Genomic DNA, 19,518 nt, shown 5'->3' on the forward strand with positions numbered 1-19,518 from the left:
TTTTTATGCTTAATCAGTATTCTTTTCTTTAGAGTTCCGTAGCATAGAGAAGTTGCATGTTTACTCGTCACTCATTAATTAATCGCCGCATTGTTCTGACTAGCGTTGTCGTCGGCCTGCTCATTGCCCTTGCAGCGGGATTGGCACAGTATTCTATTTTTCATCATCGTCGTGCGGCCCAGTTCGATAACACCATCTCCAGCCTGCAAAGTTATCTGGACAACTACTTTAATCAGATACTGGTCACTATCGACTCCCTGCAACCGCTCACGATGGACTCCTGCCAAGCAGTCTCTTCGGAACTCACCGCACGCGCGGCGTTCAGCATGAACGTACGCGCCTTTCTCCTGGTTAAAGATAATATTGCCTACTGTTCCTCCGCTACCGGCCCGATGTCACTGGGGCTCAAGGAGCTAGTGCCGGATCTCGATCTGACCAAATCGCATGTGATGGGGATCGTCTCCGGCACGCCAATGATGCCGACCACCCCGGCTTTCGTGCTGTGGGTCAAAAGCCCGCTGCTGGAAAACCGCGGCATCTTTGCCTCCATTAACGCCAACCTGATGCCCTGGGTGCTCTATTCCTCAAAGCAGAGTCCCTATAATGGCGTCGCGCTGGTCGTCAACGGCAAAACGGCTATTTCCACTTTCAGTAGCAAACCGCTTACGCTCGACCAGATCCCCGACACCGCCGTTCGCCACGTGAAGATCAAAGGTGTCCCGCTGGAGGTCTATCTCTATAGCAATGCGCTCGGCACCGATAACTCGCTCTATTCTCTCCTGCTCGGGTTGACGTGTGGCCTGCTTGGCGGCCTGCTCTGCCTCTACATTCTGGCGATCCGCTCACGTCCGGGAAAAGAGATCCTTGCCGCGATTAAACATCGACAGTTCTATGTGGTTTATCAGCCGGTCGTGGACGCGAAAAACCGCCAGATTACAGGCGTAGAGGCGCTCATGCGCTGGTCGCATCCAACGGTCGGGAATATTCCGCCCGATGCGTTCATCAGCTACGCAGAAGCGCAGGATTTAATTGTTCCCCTCACCCACCATCTATTCGAACTGATTGCCCGCGATGCGCCGATGCTGAAAGACCTTCTGCCGCCGGGTGCTAAGCTCGGTATCAACATCGCGCCCAGCCATCTGCACGCCGAGAGTTTCCAGCACGATATCCGCCAGCTGGCGGCAAGCCTGCCGGATAACTATTTCCAGGTGGTGCTGGAGATAACGGAGCGCGACATGCTGAATCAGGAGCGGGCTATGAACCTGTTTGCCTGGCTGCGTGGCGAAGGTATTGAGATCGCTATTGATGATTTCGGCACTGGGCACAGCGCGCTTATCTATCTTGAACGCTTTACCCTCGACTACCTCAAAATCGACCGTGGTTTTGTCAACGCCATCGGCCGTGAGACGATTACTTCGCCGGTGCTGGATGCCGTACTCACGCTGACCCATCGTCTTAATCTGGTCACCGTGGCCGAAGGCGTTGAAACTGAAGAACAGGCGGCCTGGCTGCGCGATCACGGCGTCGACTACCTGCAAGGCTACCTGATAAGCCGCCCGCTCACGCTACAACAGCTGATTGAGGAATATCGTAAGCCGGCAAAGTATTTCACAAGTTAAGCAAGGTCATTTAAGATTCAGGGATAAAAGCCGTTTTCAATCAATACTTTTCCATGCGGGGTAGCCTTATCGTGATCGTAGCGCGCGTCTTTTTGCCCCTGCTGATGCTGTTCAGCCTGTCGTTGCAGGCACAGACCATCAAAGAGAGCTACGCCTTTGCGGTTATCGGTGAGCCCAAATACGCCGTCGATTTCAACCATTTTGACTACGTCAACCCTGCGGCACCAAAAGGCGGTAGCGTCACGCTTGCCGCGCTTGGCACCTTCGATAACTTTAACCGCTTTGCGCTGCGGGGAAATGCGGCCGTTCGCACCGATTCTCTGTATGACGCTTTGTTCACCACTTCCGATGACGAACCGGGCAGCTACTACCCGCTCGTTGCCGACCGGGCACGCTATGCCGACGACTACTCCTGGGTAGAGCTCACCATCAACCCACGCGCCCGTTTTCACGACGGCAGCCCGATTACCGCCCGCGATGTCGCCTTCACCTTCAATAAGTTTATGACCGAAGGCGTGCCGCAGTTTCGTCTGGTCTATAAAGGCACGACCGTAAAGGCTATCGCCCCGCTGACGGTGCGCATTGAACTCGCGAAGCCGGGTAAAGAGGATATGCTGAGCCTCTTTACTTTGCCTATCTTGCCGGAGAAGTTCTGGAAGGATCATAACCTTAGCGAGCCGCTCAGCACGCCACCGCTGGCCAGTGGCCCTTATCGCATCAGCGACTGGCGTATGGGGCAATACATCGTCTACCAGCGCGTCAAAGATTACTGGGGCGCAGACCTGCCGGTAAACCGTGGACGTTGGAATTTCGACACCATTCGCTACGACTACTACCTCGACGACAACGTGGCCTTTGAAGCTTTCAAAGCCGGAGCTTACGACGTGCGCACCGAGAGCAGCGCCAAAAACTGGGCCACGCGCTATATCGGCAAAAACTTCGCCAGCGGCTATATCGTTAAGGATGAACAGAAGAACAATGCCGCGCAGGACACGCGCTGGCTGGCCTTTAACATCCAGCGTCCGGTCTTTACAGACCGACGGGTGCGGGAGGCGGTCAGCATGGCCTTTGATTTTGAATGGATGAACAAGGCACTGTTTTACAACGCCTACAGCCGTGCTAACAGCTATTTCCAGAATACCGAATACGCCGCACGCGGCTATCCTGACGCCGATGAGCTGACGCTGCTGGCACCGCTAAAAAGCGAGCTGCCGCCAGAAGTCTTTACCTCGATTTATCAACCCACCACTTCTGACGGCCACGGTTTTGACCGCGACAACCTGTTGAAAGCGGGCAATCTGCTTACCGATGCCGGCTGGGTGCTGAAGGGCCAGCAGCGGGTGAATGCGAAAACCGGCCAGCCGCTGCGCTTTGAGCTGCTACTCCCCTCTGGCGGTAACGATCAGTGGGTAATGCCCTTCCAGCGCAATCTACAGCGTCTGGGCGTGACAATGGATATCCGTCAGGTCGATATTTCACAGATTACCAATCGCATGCGTAAGCGCGACTATGACATGATGCCGCGCCTGTGGCGGGCAATGCCGTGGCCAAGCTCAGACCTGCAAATATCCTGGTCATCAGAATACATTAACTCCTCCTACAACTCGCCCGGCGTGGCTAGTCCGGCCATCGACAGCCTGATTAACCAGATAATCCGCTGGCAGGGTAACAAGCAGAAACTGCTGCCGCTAGGACGCGCCCTCGACCGGGTGCTTACCTGGAACTATTACATGCTGCCGATGTGGTATATGTCCGGCAGCCGAACGGCCTATTGGGATAAGTTTTCCTACCCCAGCGTACACCCGCTTTATGCCTCCGGCACGGACGCGCCCGGCTTCGACACATGGTGGTACAACGTGAACAAAGCGGCGAAGTTACCCGCTTCCCGACGCTAAGGAGAGAACATGGGCGCCTATCTGATTCGTCGACTACTGCTTATCATCCCCACGCTGTGGGCCATTATCACGCTCAACTTTTTTATCGTGCAGATAGCGCCAGGCGGCCCGGTTGACCAGGCTATTGCGGCGGTTGAGTTCGGCCATCAGGGGGGATTACCCGGCGGCGGTATGGAGCGCACGCAGGCGCGCGCGGGCGTGGGCAATATTGCGGAAAGTCAGTATCGCGGCGGACGCGGGCTTGACCCTGAGGTCATCGCCGAGATCACCCATCGCTACGGCTTCGATAAACCGCTGCACGAGCGCTATTTCAAAATGCTGGGCGACTATCTGCGCTTTGATTTTGGCAATAGCTTGTTTCGCAACGCCTCAGTCATGCAGCTCATGAAAGAGAGCCTTCCCGTTTCTATTACGCTGGGGCTCTGGAGTACGTTAATTATCTATCTGGTTTCGATTCCGCTGGGCATTCGCAAAGCGGTGTACAACGGCAGCCGTTTTGATATCTGGAGCAGCACGGGCATTATTATTGGCTATGCCATCCCGGCATTTCTGTTCGCGATCGTGCTCATCGTCTTCTTCGCTGGCGGCAGCTATTACGACATCTTCCCACTGCGCGGGCTGGTGTCTGCCAACTTTGACACCCTGCCGTGGTACCAGAAAATCACCGATTACCTTTGGCATATCACCCTGCCGGTGCTGGCCACGGTCATCGGCGGTTTTGCCGCGCTGACCATGCTGACCAAAAACTCGTTTCTCGATGAAATCCGCAAGCAGTACGTGGTCACCGCACGAGCAAAAGGGGTGGGGGAAAAACAGATCCTCTGGAAGCATATCTTTCGTAACGCCATGCTGCTGGTGATAGCGGGCTTCCCCGCCACGTTTATCAGCATGTTCTTTACCGGCTCGCTGCTTATCGAGGTGATGTTCTCGCTGAACGGTCTGGGGCTGCTCGGCTACGAAGCGACCGTGTCGCGCGACTACCCGGTGATGTTCGGCACGCTTTATATTTTCACCCTGATTGGCCTGCTGATGAACATCGTCAGCGATATCAGCTACACGCTGGTAGACCCACGCATTGATTTTGAGGGCCGCTAACGATGACGCTAAACGCCGTCAATCAAGCCCGCTGGGCACGTTTTTGCCACAACCGTCGCGGCTACTGGTCGCTGTGGATTTTCCTGGTTATTTTTATCTGTAGCCTGGGCGCAGAGCTTATCGCCAACGACCGCCCGCTGCTGGTGAGCTACCAGGGCAGCCTGTATGTTCCGGTGGTCAAAAACTACAGCGAAAAAACCTTCGGCGGAGAATTCGCTACCGCCGCGGATTATCAGGATCCGTGGCTTCAGCAGCGGCTGGAAAAAACCGGCTGGGTGCTGTGGACCCCTATTCGCTTCGGTGCCAGCAGCATTAACTTCAGCACCGATGTCCCCTTCCCTTCCCCGCCGTCGCGGCAAAACTGGCTCGGCACCGATGCTAATGGTCGTGACGTGCTGGCGCGTATTCTCTATGGCACCCGCATCTCGCTGCTCTTCGGTCTGATCCTGACCATCTGTTCCAGCGTGATGGGCGTTATTGTCGGCGCGGTCCAAGGCTACTACGGCGGGCGTATCGATCTCTGGGGCCAGCGCTTTATCGAAGTGTGGTCGGGCATGCCAACGCTGTTTTTGATTATCCTGCTTTCAAGCGTCGTACAGCCTAATTTCTGGTGGCTGCTGGCGATTACCGTGCTGTTCGGTTGGATGTCGCTGGTTGGCGTAGTACGCGCTGAATTCTTACGTACCCGTAACTACGACTATATTCGCGCTGCGCAGGCGCTTGGCGTGGGCGACCGCAGTATTATCCTGCGCCATATGCTGCCCAACGCGATGGTGGCGACGCTGACCTTTATTCCGTTTATTCTGTGCAGTTCGATTACCACCCTCACCTCTCTCGACTTCCTGGGCTTTGGTCTGCCGCTGGGCTCGCCGTCGCTCGGTGAACTGCTGCTACAGGGCAAGAACAACCTGCAGGCCCCCTGGCTTGGGATCGCCGCGTTTCTCTGCGTCGCCGTGCTGCTCTCACTGCTGATTTTCATCGGTGAGGCGGTGCGCGACGCCTTCGACCCTTCTAAGGCGGTATAAGATGCAGAAACCACTTCTGGAAATCGACAACCTCTCTATTGCCTTTCACCAGCAGGGCGTCACTACCACCGTCGTTGATGGGCTATCGCTGTCACTGAATGCCGGTGAGACGCTGGCGCTGGTTGGAGAGTCCGGTTCGGGGAAAAGCGTTTCGGCACTGTCGATTCTTCGCCTGCTTCCAGAGCCGCCGGTCAGCTACCCTACCGGCGATATCCGCTTTGCCGGGGAATCATTGCTGCACGCCAGCCCGCAGACGCTGCGCAGCGTGCGCGGAAACCGCATTGCGATGATTTTCCAGGAGCCCATGGTGTCGCTGAACCCGCTGCATAATCTGGAAAAGCAACTTTATGAAGTGCTCTCCTTGCACCGGGGAATGCGTAAAGAGGCCGCGCGCGGGGAGATCCTCGACTGTCTGGACCGCGTGGGCATTCGCAACGCGGCTAAACGGCTGGCTGACTATCCGCATCAGCTCTCTGGCGGCGAGCGCCAGCGCGTGATGATCGCCATGGCGCTACTGACTCGCCCGGAGCTCTTGATTGCCGATGAGCCCACCACGGCGCTCGATGTGTCGGTGCAGGCGCAAATCCTGCAGCTGCTGCGAGAGCTGCGTACCGAACTCAATATGGGGCTGCTGTTTATCACCCATAACCTCAGTATCGTTCGCAAGCTGGCCGACCGGGTGGCGGTCATGCAGCAGGGACGCTGCGTAGAGCAGAACAACGCCACCGCGCTTTTCGCCGCACCGCAGCATCCTTACACCCGTAAACTGCTGGACAGCGAGCCCGCAGGCGACCCGGTGCCTTTGCCGCCGGACGCCGTGCCGTTGCTTGAGGTCAACCAGCTCAGCGTCGCGTTTCCTATCCGCAAGGGCATTCTGCGGCGGGTCGTCAGCCACAATAAGGTGGTTAACAGTCTGAGCTTTACGCTGCGCAAAGGCGAAACGCTGGGATTGGTCGGTGAATCCGGTTCCGGTAAGAGCACTACCGGGCTGGCGCTGCTGCGCCTTATCGGCTCTGAGGGCGATATTCGCTTTGCCGGCGAGGTGATTCAGGGGCGTAGCCGTCAGCAGATGCTGCCGCTGCGTCATCGCATCCAGGTGGTATTCCAGGATCCCAACTCGTCGCTCAACCCACGGCTGACCGCACAGCAAATTATCGAAGAAGGGTTGCGGGTACATCACCCTTCGCTGAACGCTGCGGAACGCGAACAGAAGGTGATTGACGCGATGAGTGAAGTGGGACTCGATCCCGAAACCCGACAGCGCTACCCGTCAGCCTTTTCCGGCGGCCAGCGGCAGCGTATCGCTATCGCGCGGGCGCTCATCCTACAGCCTGAACTCATCGTGCTGGACGAACCCACGTCTTCGCTCGACCGCACCGTTCAGGCGCAAATTCTGACGCTGCTTAAAGCATTACAGGAAAAGCATCAGCTGACCTATATCTTTATCAGCCACGATCTGCACGTTGTGCGTTCGTTGTGCCACCAGGTGATGGTATTACGTCAGGGAGAAGTGGTCGAGCAGGGAGAATGCAGGCGCGTCTTTTCAGCACCGCAGCAGGAATACACGCGTCAGCTCATTGCTCTGAGCTGACGATTAGAATGGGTTGTTACCTGAAAACGGCTCGGCGATAGCAACGCCAAAATTTTTCAGGCGACAGGTCGCTGCAAACTCGTCCTGACGTTTCACAAACAGGCACGGCTCCCCTTCGCACTCAAGCACCGAGCAATCAACGGAGATATCGGTTAACGCCTGGCTAAGGGAATGCATCACCGGCCAGGCGCTATCGCCGTCCGGGCTCAGCAATTTGAGCGCCACCAGCGTATTGTCGCTGGACGCATCATTTTGCGGAATCGGTTCAACTTTCGAACCTGCAAAACCCGCAGACCAACGATAGTCCTGCGGCAGTCGATGTACGATAGATAGCTGTAATGTCATTACGTTCTTTTCCCCGGAAGCAACTGCTTCACAATTATTTCACATCCATATTAACACATTGTTGACAAATCGTCCTGCATCCAGAAAAAAAACGCCATCATTCAACATTCTTCTTACGACATAGTTCGGTGCACTGATGCGTTTTCGCGCTATATGTACCCGTATCTGTGATCTAACGCAACCTTTTTATCTACAACAATGTGACTATTTACATAAATGGATTTTACATAAAAGAAACATTGCGCCCTATCAGGAATGCAATTTCTGTTGATGTGTATCAACAAAGGCGCGCATTTCGCCCTCCGAAAGGATGATTAGTGCGCGTTTTTACGCGGATGAATAGTGGGTAGTAGGCCGGATTGGCGCAGCGCCATCCGGCCTACCGCATTATATTCTGCGTACGGTTTTGCGGGGTCTACTGGCGTAGAGGTAGAAGAGCATTGAGCAGGTCGCGCAGAACGCGATGGAAATCAGCATCGGCCAAGCGGTGGTAAAGGTCGCAAACGACAACAGCGCGCCAATAATGGCTCCGATGCCGAAGCGGAACGTCCCTGCCAGCGAAGATGCTGTCCCCGCCATGTGCGGGAACTCGTCGAGGATCACCGCCATCGCATTAGAAGACACCATCGACACGCAGCCAACAAACACCGCAATGCCCAGCACCAGCGACCAGAAGCCAACGTCCAATAGCGCGCAAACCACCATCCAGATTGCCATGACAAACTGCACCGTCAGCCCGGCACGGAACATCCACAGCGCCCCGACTCGACGGACAAAGCGGCTGTTAATGGTGGTGGTAATAAAGAGGAACACAATGTTCAGCGCGAAGTAATAACCGAAGTGCTGCGGCGACACGTGGTTAAGCTCGATGTACACAAACGGACCGGCGCTCAGGAACGAGAACATCGCGGCAAAGCTGAAACCGCTGGCCAGCATGTAAGAAAGCACACGCTTGTGACGAAACAGCGACGCAAAATTGCCAAGCGTGGTGCTCAGACGAAACGGCTGACGTTTTTCTACCGGCAGCGTTTCATCAATAAAGAAGCAGATCGCGGCTGAAGCAAGCAGCGCCGCTGCCGCCAGGATCCAGAAGATCGCGTGCCAGCTAAACCAGACCAACACCGCGCCACCCACCATCGGCGCCACCAATGGGGCAATGGTGGTCACCAGCATGACAAACGACATCATGCGGGAGAACTCTTCCTTTGGGTAGATATCGCGCATCAGAGCGTTGATAACCACGCTTGCCGCCGCAGCCGCCAGGCCGTGGAAGAAACGCGTGACAATCAAATAATCGATGGTCGGCGCCAGGGCACAGGCCACCGCCGCCGCCGCAAAGATAAGCGTTCCGCCCAGAATAACCGGCTTACGTCCGAGGCTATCCGCCATCGGACCATACAACAGCTGACCCAGCGCAAACCCCAGAATATAGGTGCTCAGGGTCATCTGCGCGCTGCCTGCCGGCACGCCAAACTGTTCCGAAATGACCGGCAGCGCCGGAAGGTACATATCGATCGATAACGGCATTAACATGGCCAGGAGGCCAAGAATAAACACAATTTTTAACGACGAGCGCGGCCTGGACGTCACAATCTACCTCGGTTATTGGTTAGCGCTCAGGCGCGCCAACGCTGGCAATTTCTTCTTCCGTTAACGGACGGTATTCGCCCGGTTCCAGTGTAGGGTCGAGCGCAATCTCACCGATGCGTTCGCGATGCAGCCCAACCACGCGGTTACCCACGGCGGCAAACATGCGTTTCACCTGATGATAACGGCCTTCGCTGATGGTCAGACGCACTTCGGTCGGCGTAATCTGTTCCAGCACGGCAGGCTTGGTGAGATCTTTCTCGTTGTGCAGCTGTACGCCTTTTGCGAACTGTTCAGCAGTGTCTGCACTCAGCGGGTTTTCCAGCGTCACCAGGTAGGTTTTTTCGCAATGATGGCGCGGTGAGGTGATGCGGTGAGACCACTGACCATCATCGGTCATCAGCACCAGACCGGTGGTATCAATGTCTAAACGCCCTGCGGCATGCAGCTTATAGGCCACGGGCTCATCCAGAAAATAGAGCACCGTTGGGTGATCCGGGTCTTCGGTGGAGCAAACATAACCCTGCGGCTTGTTCAGCATGAAATAACGCGGGCCATTCTGCTGGGTCAGCGTGTTGCCTTCGTAGGCTACGGCGTGTTCTGGTAGCAGTTTAAATGCGGTGTCACGCACCACTTCGTCATCGATGGTCACGTGGTGGCCGCGGATCAAACGCCCGGCAATAGCACGGCTGACGCCGAGTTGCTGAGCGATAAACTTATCAAGTCGCATGAAGTATTTTTAGCCTGTAATAGTGCCGGGTGCCGGACGAAACGTCCGAAAAATGGGGTAATCGACTCGTTGGATATCCAGCCATCGGGCAAAAAACACCGATAACGGGAAAGACGACGAGTATAACAATCTGTAAGTATAACGGGCTTGTTATCCCACTCAAGTGAAAAGATTCATGGCATACTATTTGGCTATTAAGGACAATCATCACGCCAATGACTTTTACACTTCGCCCCTATCAGCAGGAAGCGGTTGACGCGACCCTGACCTACTTCCGTCGTCATACCCAACCTGCGGTGATCGTTTTGCCCACCGGCGCCGGGAAAAGCCTGGTTATCGCCGAGCTGGCACGGCTGGCGCGTGGTAGCGTGCTGGTGCTGGCGCACGTCAAAGAGCTGGTTGCCCAGAACCACGCGAAATACTGCGCGCTGGGGCTGGAGGCCGATATTTATGCTGCCGGGCTGAAGCGTAAAGAGAGCCACGGCAAGGTGGTCTTCGGCAGCGTACAGTCTGTGGCGCGGAATCTTGACCATTTCCAGGGCGAGTTTTCGTTGCTGATTGTTGATGAGTGCCACCGCATCAGCGATGACGACGACAGCCAGTACCAGCAAATCCTCACTCATCTGGGAAAAGTGAACCCTCACATCCGCCTACTTGGCCTCACGGCCACGCCCTTCCGTCTGGGCAAAGGCTGGATTTACCAGTTCCACTACCACGGCATGGTGCGCGGCGACGAGAAAGCGCTGTTCCGCGACTGCATCTATGAGTTACCGCTGCGCTACATGATTAAGCACGGCTACCTGACGCCGCCAGAACGGCTGGATATGCCCGTGGTGCAGTACGATTTCAGCCGCCTGCAGGCCAACAGCAACGGGTTATTTAGTGAGTCTGACCTCAACCGTGAACTCAAGCAGCAACAGCGTATTACGCCGCATATCATCAGCCAGATTGAGGAGTTCGCGCAGACGCGCAAAGGGGTGATGATTTTTGCCGCCACCGTCGAGCACGCCCGTGAAATTACCGGCCTGCTACCCGCCGATGACGCCGCGCTGATTACCGGTGAAACCCCCGGCCCACAGCGCGATGAACTGATTGAGGCCTTTAAAAATCAGCAGTTCCGTTATCTGGTTAACGTCGCCGTCCTGACCACCGGTTTCGATGCCCCGCACGTCGACCTGATTGCGATTCTGCGCCCGACGGAGTCCATCAGCCTGTATCAACAAATTGTGGGCCGCGGCCTGCGTCTGGCGCCGGGGAAAACGGACTGTCTTATTCTCGACTACGCCGGAAACCCGCACGACCTCTACACGCCGGAAGTGGGTTCGCCAAAAGGCAAGAGCGATAACGTGCCGGTGCAGGTCTTCTGCCCCGGCTGCGGATTTGCCAATACCTTCTGGGGGAAAACCACCACCGACGGCACCATCATTGAGCACTTTGGCCGACGCTGTCAGGGCTGGCTGGAGGATGATGAAGGCCATCGCGAGCAGTGCGACTACCGCTTCCGCTTTAAAAACTGCCCGCAGTGTAATGCCGAAAATGATATCGCCGCCCGCCGCTGTCGGGAGTGCGACACGGTGCTGGTTGACCCCGACGATATGCTTAAAGCGGCGCTGAAGCTCAAAGACGCGCTGGTGTTGCGCTGTAGCGGCATGGTGTTACAGGACGGCATGGACGAAAAAGGCGGCTGGCTCAAAATCACCTATTACGACGAAGACGGCGCAGACGTAAGTGAGCGCTTCCGTCTGCACACGCCCGCGCAGAAAACGGCGTTCGAGCAGCTGTTTATCCGCCCACATACCCGCACGCCTGGCGTACCGCTGCGCTGGATAACGCCGGGCGATATTATCGCTCAACAGGCGCTGCTCCGCGCACCGGATTTTGTCGTTGCCCGTAAGAAAGGCGTCTACTGGCAGGTGCGCGAAAAAGTGTTCGACTATGAGGGCCGCTACCGCCGGGCTAACGAGCTACGCTAGCCGCGCGTCTGCTTCACCCACAGCAAGTCGTCGACGGCAAACCCAAGCCCGCGGGCGATGGTCAGATAGTTTTGCTGTACCTGCGGCGGCAGCGTTGGCGTGCGCGATAAAATCCACAGGTAGTCGCGGTTCGGTCCACTGACCAGCGCGTACTGGTAGTCATCATCCAACGCAATGACGTTATAGCCGCCGTAGAAAGGGCCAAAGAAGGAGACCTTCAGCGCGGCAACGTTCTGCTCGCCGGTGAAGTACGCCTTCCCTTCGCTCTCTTTCCACTCGCCTCGCACCGGGTCAAACCCGCGGTTCAACACGCTGATACCGCCATCCTTGCGTTTGCCATAGGTCGCGGTCACCTGCTCCAGACCGCGTTCAAAGCGGTTATCCAGACGGGCGATTTCATACCATTTTCCCAGATAGCGACTGGCATCAAAGTGGCTAATTGGCGTCACCCCTTTTGGCGGCGTCGGTGAACGGCAGGCTACCAGAGCCAGAGAAATAGCGACACCGGTGACAACGGGCCATAGCTTCATGCGACATCTCCCTTTTGACAATAATGGGTTAAGTGTAGAGGATAAAAACCTACGCGGTCAGAAGCGGGAGAACCTATGCTTGAACTATGGCCCACGACAAACAGGACAATAATATGAACGACAAACCGATACTCGGCATCAGCGGCTGCCTGACCGGTGCTGCCGTTCGCTTTGACGGCGGGCATAAGCGGATGGGATTTATTATGGATGAGCTCGCCGACTGGGTGACATTCAAACCCGTCTGCCCGGAAATGGGCATTGGCCTGCCTACGCCGCGCCCTGCGCTGCGCCTGGTTAAGACCGCCAATGGCGATACCCGCGTGCGCATGAGCCAGGACCTGGATAACGACCTCACCGATAAGATGCACCATTTTGCCGAGGAGGTGCTGCCTGGCGCGGCGCACTTCGCCGGTTTTATTGTCTGTTCAAAATCCCCAAGCTGCGGGATGGAACGGGTACGGCTGTACGATGAGCGCGGTAATCGCGGCGCGAAGGAAGGCGTTGGCCTGTTTACCGCAGCGCTACAGGCGCGCTACCCGTGGCTGCCAGTGGAAGAAGATGGCCGGTTACACGACCCGGTGCTGCGTGAAAACTTTGTAGCGCGGATATTTGCGCTGCACGAGCTAAATACGCTGCGGGACGAGGGATTAACTCGTCAGGCCCTGCTGGCCTTTCATAGCCGCTATAAGCTGCATCTGCTGGCTCATAACCAGCCGGGCTATCGTGAAATTGGTCCGTTTATCGCTCATCTGCATGAATGGCAGGACCTGGAGGCCTTTTTTGTCGCCTACCGCGACAAGCTGATGGCAATTCTGCGCCACCCTGCTTCACGTAAAAATCACACCAACGTGCTGATGCATATTCAGGGCTATTTCCGTAAACAGCTCAACGACCGCCAGCGTGCGGAGCTTCGCGACGTTATCGTCAACTATCACGCCGGGCACCTGCCCATTCTCGCGCCGCTGACGCTGTTGAAGCACTACCTGGCCGAGCACCCGGATGATTACCTGCTGACGCAACGTTATTTTTCGCCGTATCCGGACAGTCTGCGGCTGCGCTTAACGGCCAACTGAAGGTGAGGTTTTCATTGCCCGTAAGGCAATAGGCGGCTATAATGCCGCCCGCTTTCACATCCGTGAAGCAGATCATTTGCCTGCTGCTGGGTCGCCTGTAGCAGGATTAATTAAGAGAGCTATCAATGTTTACTATTAATGCAGAAGCACGTAAAGAGCAGGGTAAGGGTGCGAGCCGCCGCCTGCGCGCAGCTAACAAGTTCCCAGCTATCATTTATGGTGGCGAAGCAGCTCCGGTTGCTATCGAACTGGATCACGACAAGCTGTGGAACCTGCAGAACAACGCTGAATTCTACAGCGAAGTTCTGACCATCGTTGTTGATGGTAAAGAAGAAAAAGTTAAGGCTCAGGCGGTGCAGCGTCACCCGTTCAAGCCAAAACTGGCTCACATCGACTTCGTTCGCGCTTAATCGCCGACAAGTCTTCGTGACGAAAAAACGGCTCCTTACGGAGCCGTTTTTTTTACTGCTTCGCCGCCTCCCGCACCACCGTCTCCTTCCCTGCCGCCGTTATCACTTCGTTATTCGCGCTGTCTGAAAGCGTAATACCGCTCACCTGCGCAAAATTCCAGGCGTGCTCCGTGTTGTCAAACGTGACGTGCGTAAACTGACTGTCATGCAGGAAGGTGATTTTGCTCGCCTGCACGTTGCGAAACTTCACATTGCTGAACGCCAGATTCTGATGATAGGCATCGCGCGGGTAGGTAATGCCGTATGCCGCCGTCATCTCCTGCACCGTCATGCCATCCACCAGAATGCTTTTCTTCGCCGCCGTGCCGTCAACGGTGACGTTCTCGACGGTCACATTGCGGAATTGAGCAGGCTCGGTGGCTGGGGTGGTGTCGTTAACGTCAGCGCTGTACTTGATGGTGAAGATAAACGGCTCTTTCGCCAGATCTTTCATCGCGTTATTGCGGAACACAACATCACGCGCGCCGCCGCCGTAATACGGGCGACTTTTCATCCGCAGACCGATATCGGTCAGATACATAACGTTATCTTCCGCTTTAACTTTCTCGATCCAGGCGCCGGTATGGCTGCCGGTCACCACGGCACCGTGCCCCTTGCGGAAGTAGTTATTGAAGATCCACGCCCCGCTCTGCGGTTTCTGCCCAAAGGTTTCTACGCCCTTGCCATAGCCTGCGGCAAAGTTCATCCCGTCGTCGCCGGTATCAAAGAAGTTATTGAAGACAAGGGCATTCTGGCTATTACCCAGCTCAATACCATCGGCGTTATTGCCGTCAAAAGTCTTGTGGCTAAGCGCATTCAGCGCGATGTTTTCCGACTCCAGCACCATGATCCCGTGAAATGCCGGGTTGAGGATGGTCAGCCCTTCGATATAAAGATTGCTGACGCCGCGCAGCGTCATCAGGCTGGAACGGCGGTTTTTGTAGGCGCTGTCGCGGTTCATCCCTTCAGATACCGCCAGCTCGGTCTGATGCTTCGCCAGAATACCGTCTTCGCCCACCTTATTGGCGTTGCTGGCGCGGTACTGCGGCAGCGCATTACCGGCTTCATCAACGATAGATTCTGCCCCGCCGTGCTTCACGCCCCGCGTCCAGCCATTACCGTCGATGGTCCCTTTACCCACAATGCGAATATTACGGAAAGTACCGGCGTGAGAGTTACCCTTATCGTTCGCTTCCAGCGCGTTAATCAACGACGGTGGGCGCTTCGGCAGCGGATTATCAGTATAGGGGTAAAGAAAATAGCCTTTGTCCATCGGGTACTGCGCCGGGTCATCCGAGCCCAGCAGCGTCGCATCTTCAGCAATCTCCAGCGTCATATCGCTGTGTAAAAACAGCGCGCCGGTTTTAAACACGCCGCCGCGCACGCTCACTTTGCAGCCTTGCGGATACTGCGCCAGCGTACAGCTATCAATCGCTTTTTGCAGCGCGGCGGTATCAAGCGTTGTCCCGTCGCCGACGGCACCTGCCGCTTTGGCATCCACCACGTGCGGTACCCTGGTGGTACGCAGGGAAATCGGCGCGCTATCATCGGACTCGTTACCGTCCGAATAGACCGCGCGGACGGTAAACTGATAGTCGGTATCGGCTTTCAACCCGTCGACGGTGAAGCTTCGCAAATCAACCTTCTGCTGCCAATGGTCGTTATCCAGCGTCTGGTAGAAGTTATCGATATAAGGTTTAGCGGGGGAAAATTTGTCCTGATTGTCGCGCGCGCTGCCCAGCAGCTCACCGTCGCGATAGACATGATAGTCCACCACCTTGTCCGCCTCCTGAAGCGGTTTTTCCCACACCAGCACCACGCTGTCATCGTCAACGGAGAGCACCGGCGACTGGACGTTTTGTGGCGCCGCTGACGCCTTCGCCTGAGCAGCCTGGCTATCGTCACAGCCGCTTAATACGCCCACGAGCATCATTGTGGTTGCCAGCGCCAGTCGGGAGTGTCTGAAGGTATTGTGCATCTTTTTATTATTCCTCTCGGTAATTCGCGGCACCCAGCTGCCGCGTCCTTGAGCCCTCCTGAGTAAGGATGGCTCTCCATTTATAAAATCAAAATATTTTTGCATTTAAAATGAAACGTATTTTCATTTATTTCATTAGGTATTAACTGAGAGTCAGCTCAAGTTTTAACCTGGATGAAAAAACATCGATACAGAAAATGAGAGGAGTGTCACTCAAAACTGGCGGTAATACGGATAGACAAAGCCCGCTCGGGGATGAGCGGGCTTGAAGGGGGATGGCTTTAGCTTTTGCCGGAAGTCCGGCGCTGAAGCTGGTCACGCAGGTTTGGCGGCGTGCCTTTGATAGTCAGCGTGTCGGTCGCCGGATCCCAGTAAATGCGCTCACCGAGCAGCATGGCATCGAAGTTAATGGTTAACCCACCGCCGCTACCGGCAAACTTCGTCAGCTGACGCAGCGTGCTGCGATCCGCCGGGAAGCTATCTTCCAGCTCGTAGCCTTTTTCTGCGGTAAATTCGCTGAAGCTCACCTCGCTCACGCCAGACAGTTCTTTCGACAGCGATTCCAGCTCAATCTCTTCACCGGCTTGCAACTGTTCGTTGCAGTAGGAGTAAACCTGCTGACGCACGTTCTGACGCTCGTTTTTGTCGAGCTGCGCTTCGGCGGCAAAATCGTCCAGCGCCTGCAGCAGGCCACGGTTTTGCACCTTCGCGTTCAGGCCTTCGCTCGCGCAGAGGAAGTCCATGAAGAAATCAGCAACCTTGCGCCCAACTCGCCCTTTCAGGAAGGTCAGGTAACGGGTCGATTCCGGGTTAGTTTCCCACTCGGTCAAATCGATACGCGCGACAATATCGGCATGGTTGATGTCGAGATAATGGGTCGCGCTGATATCCAGCTCTTCGTTGACGCGCATGCTGCTGAGGTTATTCAGCACCGCCACCAGCAGGTATTCCACCGCCAGGTAGCGATAGTGACAGAACAGCACAATGCCGCCATCGGCAAACGGATATTTCGCCAGCTCGTCGCGCAGACGACCGGTGGCCGCACGGCTGAAGGCGAGGAAATCCTCTTCGCCCTGACGCTGCAGCTTTAACGCCTGCGCCAGTTCGCTCTCTTCGGTAAACAGGCCGTAGGCTTTGTTCTTCGCGCTGTACACCCGATGCAGCTCGGCCATCATTTCTTCAACCGGTGCAGTCGGCTCCAGCAGCGTGTCGCGCAGGACCACATCCAGGTTTTGCTCATCGCGTTTGATGAGCTGATGCAAAGCAATCTGGTCGATATCCAGACTCATGTTAAACTCTCCTTTAAGATCGGGTGTATTCAACCACCCCCGATGCGACAGTGCAACTCACACATTACCGCCCTCGCGGCAGCATAATGGCGAAAGGATAACGCGTTACGCTGAAAAAAAGCGGAAAAAATGCTGCTGCTACGGTAATATACTGCCCTTTAATGAATAGACAGATTTCGATTTATGCCACAACAATCCCGCTATAGTGATGAACACGTTGAAAAGCTGCTGAGCGAGCTCGCCAACGTGCTGGAAGAACATAAAGCCCCAACCGACCTTTCGTTGATGGTGCTGGGCAATATGGTAACCAACCTGATTAACAGCAGCGTGGCTCCGGCTCAACGCCAGGCTATCGCGCGTTCTTTTGCCCAGGCGCTTCAGTCTTCTATTAACAGCGATCCTGCGCACTAAGGGTACAAGCAACAGTTTATGGTGACACATCGTCAGCCTTACCGAGAAAAAGTCTCCCAGATGGTTAGCTGGGGGCACTGGTTCGCCCTGTTCAACATGCTGTTGGCCATGGTGCTCGGTAGCCGCTATCTGTTTGTCGCCGACTGGCCGACAACGCTGACTGGACGCGTTTTCTCCTATATCAGCCTTGTCGGGCATTTTAGCTTTCTGGTGTTCTCTGCCTATCTGCTGATTCTGTTCCCGCTGACCTTTATCGTCATGTCCCAGCGCCTGATGCGCTTCCTGTCCGCCATTCTGGCGACGGCTGGCATGACGCTGCTGCTTATCGACAGCGAGGTCTTTACCCGCTTCCACCTGCACCTTAACCCGGTGGTGTGGGAGCTGGTTATCAACCCCGATCAAAACGAGACCGCGCGCGACTGGCAGCTGATGTTTATCAGCGTGCCGGTTATTCTGCTGGTCGAGATGCTGTTTGCCACCTGGAGCTGGCAGAAGCTGCGTAGCCTGACGCGCCGCCGTCACTATGCTCGCCCGGTTGCCTGGTTCTTCTTTGCGTCGTTTATCGCTTCACACGTGATGTACATCTGGGCCGATGCGAACTTCTATCGTCCGGTGACCATGCAGCGCGCCAACCTGCCGCTATCGTATCCAATGACTGCTCGTCGCTTCCTTGAGAAACACGGTTTGCTTGACGCGCAGGATTACCAGCGTCGTCTGGTAGAACAAGGCGACCCGGAAGCCGTGACCGTCCAGTATCCGCTCAGCGATTTGCGCTATCGGGATATGGGCGTCGGTAAAAACGTCCTGCTGATAACCGTAGATGGCCTGAACTATTCACGCTTCGAACAACAGATGCCGTCGCTGGCGCGCTTTGCGGGCGAGAACGTCAACTTTACGCAGCATATGAGTGCGGGTAACACTGCCGATAACGGCATCTTTGGCCTGTTCTACGGCATTTCGCCGTCCTATATGGATGGCGTCCTGTCGGCGCGAATTCCGGCCGCGTTGATTAGCGCGCTCAACCAGCAAGGCTACCAGCTGGGGCTGTTCTCTTCTGATGGTTTTACCAGCCCGATTTACCGCCAGGCGCTGTTGTCAGATTTCTCACTGCCACCGGGCAAATCGCAGAACGATGCCCAGACGGCAAACCAGTGGACTAACTGGCTCAAAAACAATGCTCAGGACGAAAACCGCTGGTTCTCTTGGGTGTCGTTTAACGGAACTACTATCAACAACGCGCAGGCCAACGACCGTCAATATGCACGGGCAGCGGCGGATGTGGATTCCCAAATAGCGAAAGTACTGGACGCGCTACGCAACTCCGGCAAGCTTGATGACACCGTGGTAATTATTACCGCTGGCCACGGCGTGCCGCTTAGCGACGAGAACAGTTCCTTTAACTGGTCACGCGCCCAGCTCCAGGTACCGCTGGTTATCCACTGGCCGGGGACCCCTGCTCAGCGCATCGACCTGCTGACCGATCATAAAGATATTATGACCACCCTGATGCAACGACTGCTGCACGTCAGCACACCAGCCAACGAATACTCGCAGGGTCAGGATCTGTTCAGCGCCACGCGCCGCCATAACTGGGTGACGTCGGCAGATAACGATACGCTGGCTATCACCACGCCGTCGATAACCGTAGTGCTCAGTCATAACGGTCACTATAAAACCTGGAACGCGGCTGGCGAGAAGGAACGGGATCAAAAAGCCCAGCTCAGTTTGCTACTGCAGGTGCTGACGGATGAAAAACGCTTTATCGCTAACTGATTGATTAATTTTAAATCAATTGATAAACCCTGACTTGCAATCGGGGATAAAAGCGGTACTATTTTTGTCATGCGTCGGCACGTAGCGCAGCCTGGTAGCGCACCGTCATGGGGTGTCGGGGGTCGGAGGTTCAAATCCTCTCGTGCCGACCAAAA

The 19,518-nt window shown here is 55.7% G+C and carries 16 protein-coding genes and 1 tRNA gene; 11 read left to right on the forward strand and 6 right to left on the reverse strand.

The genetic code is table 11. The features are described from left to right. The first annotated feature begins 56 nt into the window (after positions 1–56). The 5 genes from RDN66_RS00235 to yejF all read left to right on the forward strand — a co-directional run bounded on the left by RDN66_RS00235 (position 57) and on the right by yejF (position 7,225). Positions 57–1,619: a cyclic di-GMP phosphodiesterase gene (locus RDN66_RS00235; RefSeq protein ID WP_308537437.1), complete on the forward strand. Its 1,563-nt coding sequence runs from the start codon at positions 57–59 to the stop codon at positions 1,617–1,619. 104 nt (positions 1,620–1,723) lie between these two features. Continuing rightward, a complete protein-coding gene (locus RDN66_RS00240; protein WP_374043967.1) occupies positions 1,724–3,514 on the forward strand; it encodes an extracellular solute-binding protein in 1,791 nt (596 codons plus the stop codon). Positions 3,515–3,523: 9 nt separating this feature from the next. After that, positions 3,524–4,609 carry a microcin C ABC transporter permease YejB gene (locus RDN66_RS00245; protein ID WP_035892665.1) on the forward strand — a complete coding sequence of 362 codons (1,086 nt, stop codon included), beginning with the start codon at positions 3,524–3,526 and terminating at the stop codon, positions 4,607–4,609. Between the two features lie 2 nt (positions 4,610–4,611). Continuing rightward, positions 4,612–5,634: a microcin C ABC transporter permease gene (locus RDN66_RS00250; RefSeq protein WP_202217574.1), complete on the forward strand. Its 1,023-nt coding sequence runs from the start codon at positions 4,612–4,614 to the stop codon at positions 5,632–5,634. 1 nt (position 5,635) lies between these two features. After that, entirely contained in the window at positions 5,636–7,225 is a 1,590-nt protein-coding gene (yejF, locus tag RDN66_RS00255) for a microcin C ABC transporter ATP-binding protein YejF (RefSeq protein WP_308537438.1), read from the forward strand. A 3-nt stretch (positions 7,226–7,228) separates the two neighbouring features. Here the strand turns inward: yejF and RDN66_RS00260 are convergent, their stop codons facing one another. From RDN66_RS00260 to rsuA, 3 genes are all read right to left on the reverse strand, one after another. Then, on the reverse strand, positions 7,229–7,570 hold the full coding sequence (locus RDN66_RS00260; RefSeq protein WP_035892661.1) for a YejG family protein: 342 nt from the start codon (positions 7,568–7,570) through the stop codon (positions 7,229–7,231). 387 nt (positions 7,571–7,957) lie between these two features. Beyond that, positions 7,958–9,160 (reverse strand): Bcr/CflA family multidrug efflux MFS transporter, encoded by a 1,203-nt coding sequence (locus RDN66_RS00265; protein ID WP_123652092.1) that lies wholly within the window; start codon positions 9,158–9,160, stop codon positions 7,958–7,960. 19 nt (positions 9,161–9,179) lie between these two features. After that, positions 9,180–9,887, reverse strand: a complete 708-nt coding sequence (gene rsuA, locus RDN66_RS00270) for a 16S rRNA pseudouridine(516) synthase RsuA (protein ID WP_202217571.1) — start codon at positions 9,885–9,887, stop codon at positions 9,180–9,182. A gap of 215 nt (positions 9,888–10,102) precedes the next feature. Between rsuA and RDN66_RS00275 the strand changes: the two genes are divergently transcribed. Continuing rightward, positions 10,103–11,860: a DEAD/DEAH box helicase gene (locus RDN66_RS00275; RefSeq protein ID WP_202217570.1), complete on the forward strand. Its 1,758-nt coding sequence runs from the start codon at positions 10,103–10,105 to the stop codon at positions 11,858–11,860. On the opposite strand, the gene RDN66_RS00280 is transcribed toward RDN66_RS00275, so the two are convergent. After that, complete coding sequence (locus RDN66_RS00280; protein WP_035892656.1) at positions 11,857–12,390, reverse strand: lipocalin family protein; 534 nt, start codon at positions 12,388–12,390, stop codon at positions 11,857–11,859. The genes RDN66_RS00275 and RDN66_RS00280 overlap by 4 nt on opposite strands. A gap of 113 nt (positions 12,391–12,503) precedes the next feature. Here RDN66_RS00280 and RDN66_RS00285 point away from each other — a divergent pair, with 113 nt between their 5' ends. Both RDN66_RS00285 and rplY read left to right on the forward strand, forming a co-directional pair. Continuing rightward, the gene (locus tag RDN66_RS00285) at positions 12,504–13,463 is read left to right on the forward strand and encodes a DUF523 and DUF1722 domain-containing protein (RefSeq protein ID WP_202217569.1); all 960 of its coding nucleotides are present in this window, start codon (positions 12,504–12,506) and stop codon (positions 13,461–13,463) included. A gap of 125 nt (positions 13,464–13,588) precedes the next feature. Continuing rightward, on the forward strand, positions 13,589–13,873 hold the full coding sequence (gene rplY, locus RDN66_RS00290; RefSeq protein WP_202217568.1) for a 50S ribosomal protein L25: 285 nt from the start codon (positions 13,589–13,591) through the stop codon (positions 13,871–13,873). A 52-nt stretch (positions 13,874–13,925) separates the two neighbouring features. Here the strand turns inward: rplY and RDN66_RS00295 are convergent, their stop codons facing one another. Further along, a complete protein-coding gene (locus tag RDN66_RS00295; protein ID WP_202217567.1) occupies positions 13,926–15,890 on the reverse strand; it encodes a glycosyl hydrolase family 28 protein in 1,965 nt (654 codons plus the stop codon). 281 nt (positions 15,891–16,171) lie between these two features. Further along, on the reverse strand, positions 16,172–17,179 hold the full coding sequence (yejK, locus tag RDN66_RS00300) for a nucleoid-associated protein YejK (RefSeq protein ID WP_308537439.1): 1,008 nt from the start codon (positions 17,177–17,179) through the stop codon (positions 16,172–16,174). 183 nt (positions 17,180–17,362) lie between these two features. Here yejK and RDN66_RS00305 point away from each other — a divergent pair, with 183 nt between their 5' ends. The 3 genes from RDN66_RS00305 to RDN66_RS00315 all read left to right on the forward strand — a co-directional run bounded on the left by RDN66_RS00305 (position 17,363) and on the right by RDN66_RS00315 (position 19,515). Further along, complete coding sequence (locus RDN66_RS00305; protein WP_035892650.1) at positions 17,363–17,590, forward strand: YejL family protein; 228 nt, start codon at positions 17,363–17,365, stop codon at positions 17,588–17,590. Between the two features lie 18 nt (positions 17,591–17,608). Continuing rightward, entirely contained in the window at positions 17,609–19,363 is a 1,755-nt protein-coding gene (gene yejM, locus RDN66_RS00310; RefSeq protein WP_202217565.1) for an LPS biosynthesis-modulating metalloenzyme YejM, read from the forward strand. 75 nt (positions 19,364–19,438) lie between these two features. After that, positions 19,439–19,515 (forward strand) — tRNA-Pro (locus tag RDN66_RS00315). The last annotated feature ends 3 nt before the right edge of the window (positions 19,516–19,518 follow it).

Source organism: uncultured Kluyvera sp. (assembly GCF_902485085.1).
GTDB lineage: Bacteria > Pseudomonadota > Gammaproteobacteria > Enterobacterales > Enterobacteriaceae > Kluyvera > Kluyvera ascorbata.